This window comes from Streptococcus sp. 32226D021BW, assembly GCF_053545015.1.
This window is the reverse complement of the sequence record NZ_JBPPVC010000040.1, coordinates 1-686: the sequence shown is the minus strand read 5'-3', so window position 1 is coordinate 686 and position 686 is coordinate 1. Positions and strand designations below refer to the sequence as shown.

1 protein-coding gene is annotated in these 686 nt (G+C 47.4%); it reads right to left on the bottom strand.

Annotation, left to right across the window (positions count from 1 at the left end; genetic code table 11):
* A partial coding sequence (locus ACEE44_RS10330) for a mucin-binding protein (protein WP_449172167.1) occupies positions 1–686 on the bottom strand: 686 nt, incomplete at both ends.

The following is a 686-nucleotide window of genomic DNA, read 5'->3' as shown; positions in this document are numbered from 1 at the left end:
GGAACTTCCACTGTACCTGTTGGTGGTTGTGGAATCCATGAACCAAGTTTCACATAAGTTACTTCTTCTGTGATGTTGCCAGTTGTTTCTGTCGCTACAATAGCTTCCGCTGTAGTACTTGGTGCTACACCTGTGCCATTGTTGGTTGCACTTTGTGCCAAGTAGCCTGTCACAACTGGTAATGGGTTACCTTCAAGTGTCGCATCGCCGTCCTTAGCTGTCCATGCTTGCCATGTGACTTGGCCTGTAACGTGGTTGATTTCACCTGAACGCTCAAATGTAACGGAGTTGCTTGAGCCTGGTGCAGCTTCGCCACCTTCTGCTTTCACATAAGTAACGGTACGGCTGATCCTACGGGTCACATCATCAACACCCTTATCAGTTGGCCATGTTGGACCATCTGGGTTGTTTGGATCAATTGGTTGACCTGGCTTACCTGGATCAGTTGGGGTGATTGGGCTAACTTTTGGTGTCAACTCGTAGACGAAGTCTTGTGAGTTACCATCGATGTTATCGAAGGTACCGGTTGAGCTGTAGCCATCACGGTTCACAACAGTGTAACCAAGGTTTTCAAATTCCTTAATCTTAGCCGCTGGATCGTAGCCAAACTCATCACCTGTTTGACCATTGAGGGGTTCTGTGAATTTCACTGAACCATCTGTCGTATCCACAAACTTCACACTACC